This window comes from Aquifex sp., assembly GCF_056494385.1.
The window spans coordinates 1-7,817 of sequence record NZ_JBSLZM010000071.1; the positions used below are offsets into that span (position 1 = coordinate 1).

8 protein-coding genes and 1 tRNA gene are annotated in these 7,817 nt (G+C 43.2%); 7 read left to right on the plus strand and 2 right to left on the minus strand.

Annotated features, from left to right (window positions below; translation table 11 throughout):
* Positions 1–212: thioredoxin family protein (locus ACWB1W_RS05440; protein WP_479370373.1), on the minus strand; the 212-nt coding region annotated here is incomplete at its 3' end.
* 145 nt (positions 213–357) lie between these two features.
* Here ACWB1W_RS05440 and trpE point away from each other — a divergent pair.
* From trpE to ACWB1W_RS05455, 3 genes are all read left to right on the plus strand, one after another.
* Entirely contained in the window at positions 358–1,842 is a 1,485-nt protein-coding gene (trpE, locus tag ACWB1W_RS05445) for an anthranilate synthase component I (RefSeq protein ID WP_479370374.1), read from the plus strand.
* A gap of 42 nt (positions 1,843–1,884) precedes the next feature.
* Positions 1,885–1,960 (plus strand) — tRNA-Gln (locus tag ACWB1W_RS05450).
* Between the two features lie 10 nt (positions 1,961–1,970).
* Positions 1,971–2,906: a ribose-phosphate diphosphokinase gene (locus ACWB1W_RS05455; protein ID WP_479370375.1), complete on the plus strand. Its 936-nt coding sequence runs from the start codon at positions 1,971–1,973 to the stop codon at positions 2,904–2,906.
* 129 nt (positions 2,907–3,035) lie between these two features.
* Here ACWB1W_RS05455 and ACWB1W_RS05460 read toward each other — a convergent pair whose 3' ends face one another.
* The gene (locus tag ACWB1W_RS05460) at positions 3,036–4,004 is read right to left on the minus strand and encodes an NAD(P)H-dependent glycerol-3-phosphate dehydrogenase (protein WP_479370376.1); all 969 of its coding nucleotides are present in this window, start codon (positions 4,002–4,004) and stop codon (positions 3,036–3,038) included.
* A gap of 122 nt (positions 4,005–4,126) precedes the next feature.
* Between ACWB1W_RS05460 and ACWB1W_RS05465 the strand changes: the two genes are divergently transcribed.
* From ACWB1W_RS05465 to ACWB1W_RS05480, 4 genes are all read left to right on the plus strand, one after another.
* A complete protein-coding gene (locus ACWB1W_RS05465) occupies positions 4,127–5,251 on the plus strand; it encodes a KamA family radical SAM protein (RefSeq protein WP_479370377.1) in 1,125 nt (374 codons plus the stop codon).
* 64 nt (positions 5,252–5,315) lie between these two features.
* On the plus strand, positions 5,316–5,792 hold the full coding sequence (locus tag ACWB1W_RS05470; protein ID WP_479370378.1) for a hypothetical protein: 477 nt from the start codon (positions 5,316–5,318) through the stop codon (positions 5,790–5,792).
* Between the two features lie 71 nt (positions 5,793–5,863).
* Positions 5,864–6,841, plus strand: a complete 978-nt coding sequence (locus ACWB1W_RS05475) for a DHH family phosphoesterase (RefSeq protein ID WP_479370379.1) — start codon at positions 5,864–5,866, stop codon at positions 6,839–6,841.
* Positions 6,841–7,680 (plus strand): deoxyribonuclease IV, encoded by an 840-nt coding sequence (locus ACWB1W_RS05480; protein ID WP_479370380.1) that lies wholly within the window; start codon positions 6,841–6,843, stop codon positions 7,678–7,680. Before ACWB1W_RS05475 ends, ACWB1W_RS05480 begins: the two co-directional genes overlap by 1 nt.
* The last annotated feature ends 137 nt before the right edge of the window (positions 7,681–7,817 follow it).

The following is a 7,817-nucleotide window of genomic DNA, read 5'->3' on the forward strand; positions in this document are numbered from 1 at the left end:
TCCTTTCTTAAAACTTTTTCTACGTCCTCATCACCGAAAACAAACTCTTCAACTTGGTGACAGTAGGGGCAGTGCTCACCGTATATATAAACAAGAACCAACTTTTTTTCCTTCTTAGCAATATCTACAGCTTTAGTAAAGTCATTTAGCCACGTTTGAGGAAAAGATAAAGTCACGAAGAGTATGAGCAGCAAAAACTTTACCCAGTGCATGCCTGTAAAGAATATACGGCATTTGAAAGCCTTGAGTTATAAGAAGTTCTTATAACTCCATTTTCCCCTACTAATTTAAGCTTTTTCTGATATCGTGTTATCATTAAAGTCCAAATCTATACTTTGACGTTTTAAAATCTTCCTTATGAAATTGAATCTTTCGGAAGAAGAAGTTTTAAGGCTGGAAGAATACAACGTTATTCCCGTATATACCGAAGTTCTGGTAGATACGGAAACCCCTCTATCTATATTTTTAAAGTTAAAGGAAAAAGGACGCTTTAACATTCTTCTTGAGAGTGCTGAGGGTGGAGAAAAGTGGGGAAGATACTCATTCATAATCCTCGGTTCTTCCTTTTATGTGAGAACTAAAAAAGAGTTCGGAGAGCTTTACGACAGGGGAAGGGTTGAGTTTTTCAACAGCAAGGACCCGCTCGGAAAAATAAAGGAAATAGTGAAGGGGTTTAAGCCTTACAACGATAGTGGACTCCCGAGGTTCTGGGGAGGGCTTGTGGGTTATTTTGCATACGATACAGTTAAGTTTTACGAACCAGTTCCCGATAAAAATCCGGACCCGGTAGGAACTTACGATATATACCTCGTTCTTACCGATGTTGTCGTAGTTCACGACAATTTAACGGGAAAGATAAAGGTTGTTGTTCCTGTTTTTAAAAGGGAAGACGTAAGGAAGGAATACAGGAGGGCGGTTGAGCTTATAAACTCCGTTTTGAGAAAACTAAAGGAGGGTAAAACTACATTCCTTAACGTTGTTGAAAAAGAACCCGAACTTTCAAACTGGCACTCCAACTTTAAAAAGGAAGAGTTTGAAAGAATAGTTAAAAGGGCCAAGGAATATATAAAACAGGGGGACGTAATTCAGGTGGTTCTTTCCCAGAGGTTCAGGAAACATTTTTACGGAAATCCCGACAGCATATACAGGATACTCAGGTTTATGAACCCATCTCCCTACATGTACTACCTGGATTTCGGAGACATTAAGGTAATAGGCTCGTCTCCTGAGATCTTGGTAAGGCTTGAAGGGAGAAGGGTAGAAACGAGACCCATAGCGGGGACAAGGAGAAGGGGAAAGAACGAAGAGGAGGATTTAGTCCTTGAGAGGGAACTTCTTTCAGACGAAAAGGAGAGAGCGGAACATCTTATGCTGGTAGACCTTGCACGAAACGACATAGGAAGAGTTGCAAAAACGGGAAGCGTAAAGGTTGAAAACTTTATGAGAATAGAGAGATACTCCCACGTTATGCATATAGTTAGTGACGTAGTAGGAGAACTAAAAGAGGGATATGATGCCCTTGATGTTCTTAAGGCAACGTTCCCTGCCGGAACCGTCTCGGGAGCCCCTAAGGTTAGGGCGATGCAGATAATAGAGGAGCTTGAAAATGAAAGAAGGGGGATATACGCGGGAAGTGTCGGATATATATCCTTCCAGGGAAATATGGATATGGCCATAGCCATAAGAACCGCTATTCTGAGGGATAAGGAAATATTCGTTCAAGCCGGAGCCGGGATAGTTGCAGATTCCGTTCCCGAAAAGGAGTGGGAGGAGACGGTGAATAAGGCAAAGGCCCTTATGAAAGCCATAGAGATGGCGGAAGTGAGCGGAGAGTTCACTTGAAAAGAAAACAATGAAGTGTAAAATATTATTTTCGGAAGGGCTTGGGGCGTAGCTCAACTGGCAGAGCACCGGACTTTGGATCCGGGGGTTCCAGGTTCGAGTCCTGGCGCCCCAGCCATTAAAATCCTATGAACGGAGTAAAGTTAATTTCCTGTAACGCGAATAAAAGGCTTGCCGAAGAAATATCGGGTTATCTCGGTCTCAGACTAACCGATACACTCATAACAACCTTCTCGGACGGAGAGATAAGGGTTCAGATAAACGAAAGTGTTAGAGGTTATCACGTATACGTCATCGCCTCCCTTTCAAACCCGGTAAACCACAACATAATGGAGCTTCTCCTTACGGTTGACGCGGTAAAACGCTCATCTCCAAAAGAGATAACTGTAGTAATACCCTACTACGCATACGGTAGGCAGGACCGACAGGACAAACCGAGGACTCCTATAAGTGCTAAGGTTATTGCGGACCTTCTTGAGACCATTGGCGCGAATAGAGTTATAGTCGTTGACCTTCACTCTCCCCAGATACAGGGCTTCTTTGACATACCTGTTGAACACTTAACAGCCATACCCGTTTTATACGATTACATAAGGAAGAACCTTATCCTTGAAAACCCTGTCGTTGTCTCTCCCGATGCAGGTGGTGTAAAAAGGGCAAGGGACTTGGCTAATAAACTTGGTTGTGGTGTTGCGGTAATCCTGAAGAGGAGACCTGAACCGAACAAAGCGGAAGTTATGGAGGTTGTCGGTGACCTTGAAGGTAAAGAGGCGATAATAATTGACGATATTATAGACACAGCAGGAACGCTAACCGCGGCTGCAAACGCACTCATAAGCAAAGGTGTTAAAAAAGTCTACGCCTGTGCTACACACGGTATATTCTCGGGTCCGGCGGTTGAAAGAATAATGAACTCGCCCATTGAAAAGGTAATAGTGACTAACACCCTTCCCGTTTACGAAAAGGAATTCGGAAAACTCCAAGTTGTTTCCATAGCACCGCTTATAGGTGAAGCGATAAAGAGAGTTCACGAAGGGAGCTCTGTGAGCTCCCTATTTTCCTGAAGATGCGTGAGAACTGTCCCAAGTGTGGGGCTATTCTCGTTATAGTTGAGTGTTGCGGGGGGGGAATATGGTATTGTGAAAAGTGTAAGGAGTATTATTACTACGGAGAACTTATAAAAGAGGAAAACTCTACTCAAATTCCTCCCGAGGGGGATTCTCAAGAAGACGGTCCGCAACCCTCTTAGGATCTTCACCTTTAACTATCTTGTAAACCGCCGTGCATATGGGAGCGTATATATTCTTTTCCTTTGCGATTTCGTAAACAGCTTCGGCTGTTTTTATACCCTCCACGGTTTGACCTATCTTCCTTAATGCTTCCTGCACGGTTAAGCCTTTACCTACAAGTTTTCCGAAAGTTCTGTTTCTTGATAGATCCGAAGTTGAGGTGAGAATAAGGTCCCCTGCTCCCGAAAGACCGAAAAAGGTTTCCCTTCTTGCCCCAAGAGACTCCCCTATGCGTGCCATTTCGTGGATACCCCTCGTTATGAGAGCACTCCTCGCGTTATACCCGTATCCCAGTCCGTCAGAAACCCCGACCGCTATTGCTATCACGTTCTTGAGTGCACCCCCGAGTTCAACCCCCGTGATATCTGAGTTCAGGTAAACCCTGAAGTTTTTTGAGTTTATGGCCTCTTGAAGCTCAAGGGCTATCTCTTTATTCTCGTATCCCAGAACAACCGCTGTGGGAAGACCCTTTGATACCTCTTCGGCAAAGGAGGGACCCGATAGAACAAAGAAGTTAACATTCGGATAGAGTTCTTTTACTATTTCCGAAATTCTTTTTAGTTTTTTGAGATGTATGCCCTTAGATGCAGATATAAAGTTCTTGCCGTTAAGCTCAATATCTTTTATAACTTCCTCTATAACTTGTGTCGGAATTGCACAAATTACGTTTTCAAATTCCAAAATTTCCGATATATTTACAGTTCCTTTTACATTTTTAAAACTAATTCCATCAATATACGGATGCATCCCACGGTTGATTTTTTTAACCACTTCATCGTTTATGTCGTAAACGAGAACTTCATGTCCGAGTCTATCAAGGTGTGTTGCGAGAGCTACACCCCATCTTCCACCGCCGAGTATGAAAAATCTCATAATTTCAGTATATTATAAGGGTTGAAAAGGAAAGTTTCATCCTTTAAATTATAAGAAGCACTTTTTAACAATTTCTTAAAAATAATTTCCCAATTTAAAAAATCCCCTAAAAGGAGGTGAAGATGGGTAGAAAGGTTAAGTATATAATTGACCTAAAATTCATAGACCAGCTCTCGGAGAAAGAAAAGAAGGAGCTTCAGAAAGTTACGGAAAAGTTTGCCTTCAGGACAAACAACTACTACAACTCTCTCATAAACTGGGATGACCCCGACGACCCCATAAGGAGAATAGTTATCCCTACAACCGAAGAGCTTGAGGTTTGGGGAAAGCTTGACGCTTCTAATGAGAGCAAGTATATGAAGGTTCACGGCCTTGAGCATAAATATCCCGATACAGCCCTTCTTCTCGTTACAGACGTTTGCGGTATATACTGCAGGTTTTGTTTTAGAAAAAGACTCTTTATGAACGATAACGACGAGGTTGCAAGGGACGTTTCCGAGGGACTTGAGTATATAAGGAACCATCCTGAGATAAATAACGTTCTCCTCACCGGCGGAGACCCGTTGGTCTTAGCAACATTTAAGCTTGAGAAAATACTGAAAGCTCTTGCCGAGATTCCCCACGTAAAGATAGTGAGAATAGGTTCTAAGATGCTCGCGGTAAACCCCTTCAGGGTTCTGGACGATAAGTCCCTTCTTGAACTCTTTGAGTGGTTCAACACCGAAACGGGTAAGAAGCTATACCTTATGAACCACTTTAACCACCCCAGGGAGCTTACGGATGAGGCAAAGAAGGCGGTTGAGCTTGTTCAGAAGACGGGAACAACCCTTACAAATCAAACACCCATACTCAAAGGTATAAACGACGACTTTGAAACCTTAAAGACCCTGCTTGAGGAACTTTCCTTCATAGGCGTTCCCCCTTACTACGTGTTCCAGTGCAGGCCAACAGCAGGAAATAAAGCTTATTCAACACCGATAGAGGAAACGATAGACCTCGTTGAAGCTGTAAGGGCTGAAGTTTCCGGACTTGCTGCAAGGGTGAGATACGTTATGTCCCACGAAACGGGTAAGATAGAAATTCTCGGAAAAACCGAGGAACACGTATTCTTCAGGTATCACAGAGCTGCCGACCCCGAGAATAGGGGTAAGTTCATGGTGTTCAAGAGAAATCCCGATGCCCACTGGTTTGACGATTACACGGAGCTCGTGGATGAGTATAAGGTTTCCTTATCCGAGGTTTCCTGAATTCTCTCCTTCCTTCCTTTTTCTTTCGGGAATATAATTTAAATCCATTATGGAAATATATCCTATGCACCTTCTCCTTTCACGCCTTGAAGAGGAAATAGAGTATCAACAGAAGATTGCAACAACATACCTCACGGGAACACCGAGGTATTCTCCGGAAGTCGTTGAAAACGTTTACGAAACCCTCAGAAGGGTGAGCGCGAACTTAAAGCTTGTTTCTCTAATACTGGGAGAGCTTGAAGAAATCCAGGAAAAGGAACTGAGGGAGGAGGCATTATTACTTTCTTCCGAAAGCCTTTCCCTTATATCCCTATTGCTTCCGGCTGTTGAGAGGTTTTCCCCTTTCTTCCTTCAGGAGATTAGGGTTGAAAACAAACCAATACTTGAACGACTTGAAGAGGTTATAGCCGAAATAGAAAACGCAATAGAAAAACTTGAACTTTCTTCTTCCGTAAGTATTACGAGAACCCTTGAAAATCTTGCAAGCTCCCTTGAGATACACCTTCAAAAGGGGAAGAGAATTGCCGAAAGTGAGATTTAGACCTAAATGTAAAAAATCATACTATCTGATAAAAATTATCATTAATTTAAATCCCTTGGAGGGAAATAGCAATGGTTAAGGAAAATATTCCTATTGTGGACTTTCTTAAAGAGTTCAAGGGTTCGATAATTATACTCACTCACGAAAGTCCTGATGGTGATTCTTTGGGAAGCGGTCTTGCTCTTTACAAATTCTTAAAGAAGAAAGGTAAGGAAGTTTACATGGGTTCTAAAGACAAAGTTCCCCACTTTCTTGACTTTCTTCCGGGTGTTGAGGAGGTTATAAAGCCCGATGGTCGTTATTACGATGTGGGAATAGTCGTCGACGCTTCGGGATTTTACAGGGTGGGAACAGAGATTAAGGTAGGGAGGAGGATAAGGATAGACCACCATGTAGGCGGAGAGTTCTACGGGCCTTACGACTACATAGACCCCAACGCTCCCGCAACTGCGGCACTTATTTATGAAATTATAAAGGCTTGGGATGAAACGGCGATAGACAAGGATATAGCAACATGTATATACACGGGTCTTGCAACGGATACCGGATTCTTCAGGTACTCAAACACCGACGAGAGAACTTTTGAGCTTGCGAGGGAACTTGTCTACTACGGTGCGGACCCCTACTACGTTTACACGATGTTCTCGGAAAGGGAAAGTTTCAACAAAATGAAGCTTATTTCAAAGGTTCTTGATACACTTGAGCTTCACGAAGGGGGGCTCGTAGCGGGAATAACTGTGTTTAAGCGTTTTCTTGAGGAGACGGGGACCAAATACGAAGACACGGAGGGACTCGTTAATTACCCGCGTTCCATAGAAGGGGTTAGAGTTGCATACGCCCTGATAGAGAAACCTGATGAAGGAGTTTGGAAGGTTTCCCTAAGGGCAAAGGGAGACGTGAACGTCGGCAAAATGGCGGAAAGACTCGGAGGAGGAGGACATAAATACGCATCGGGTGCTAAGATAAAGGCCTCCTCCTATGAAGAAGCTAAGGAAAAACTCCTTTCCGCGATAAGGGAAGAGCTAAAGCTCCAGAAGGTTCACGCTTAATGGCTCTCTTCGGTGCCCACGTTTCCGCCTCCGGTTCTATCTTAAAAACCTTTTCAAGGGCTAAGGAGATAAACGCCGAAGTTTTTCAGTTTTTCTTAAGAAGTCCCAGGGTCTGGAGATGGAAAGGTGTTGATGAAAAAACTAAAGAAAGGTTTAAGGAAGAGCTGAAAAGCTTTAAAGGTGTTGTTGTTGTTCACGCGCCTTATCTTCTTAACCTTGCATCTCCCAAGGATGAGCTGAGAAGGAGGTCAATAGAGGTTTTTCTTGAGGAGCTCAGGTTTTGCGATGAGGTCGGTATTCACTACTACAACTTTCATCCGGGAACTGCAACAGGCATAAGCGAAGAGGAGGGCTTAAAGAATATTTTGAAGTCCCTTGAGGAGATATTCGGAAGTTATACACCTAAAAACACCACCGTTCTGCTTGAGAATACCGCGGGGGAAAGGGGAGATATAGGAAAGAACTTCAGAGAGCTGGGAAAACTCATAGGACCTTTTGAAGGATTAAAAGTAGGTATATGTCTTGACACGTGCCACGCCTTTGCCTACGGGTATGCGATAAACACGAAAGTTGGCTTTGAGGAGTTCAAAAGGGAAGCGGATAAATACGTAGGACTCGGAAAGATAAAACTTATTCATGCAAACGACAGCAAGGTTCCCCTAGGCGGTAGGAAGGACAGACACGAACACATAGGGAAAGGTTATATGGGTCTTGAGGGCTTCAGGAATTTACTAAAGGACGATTACTTCTCAAAGCTTCCTTACTGCCTTGAGACGCCAAAGGAAGACAATATGGACTTAGTAAATCTGAGAGTTTTAAGGGATATTTACTCAAAATAACGTTGCCTGCCTGTGTTTAAATATCTTGTCAACTTCTGGAAGTAAACTTTTCATCTCAAGTTCCTTTAGCTTTTCCTTTAGTTTATTTATGTCTCCGTCTCTTACCTTTAGGTCCTCTTCCTTAACATCAAGACCGA

Bases quoted from the DNA above. Each gene is read 5' to 3' on its own strand.
- trpE (WP_479370374.1), top strand. From the start codon at position 358: ATGAAATTGAATCTTTCGGAAGAAGAAGTTTTAAGGCTGGAAGAATAC.
- ACWB1W_RS05455 (WP_479370375.1), top strand. From the start codon at position 1,971: ATGAACGGAGTAAAGTTAATTTCCTGTAACGCGAATAAAAGGCTTGCC.
- ACWB1W_RS05460 (WP_479370376.1), bottom strand. From the start codon at position 4,004: ATGAGATTTTTCATACTCGGCGGTGGAAGATGGGGTGTAGCTCTCGCA.
- ACWB1W_RS05465 (WP_479370377.1), top strand. From the start codon at position 4,127: ATGGGTAGAAAGGTTAAGTATATAATTGACCTAAAATTCATAGACCAG.
- ACWB1W_RS05470 (WP_479370378.1), top strand. From the start codon at position 5,316: ATGCACCTTCTCCTTTCACGCCTTGAAGAGGAAATAGAGTATCAACAG.
- ACWB1W_RS05475 (WP_479370379.1), top strand. From the start codon at position 5,864: ATGGTTAAGGAAAATATTCCTATTGTGGACTTTCTTAAAGAGTTCAAG.
- ACWB1W_RS05480 (WP_479370380.1), top strand. From the start codon at position 6,841: ATGGCTCTCTTCGGTGCCCACGTTTCCGCCTCCGGTTCTATCTTAAAA.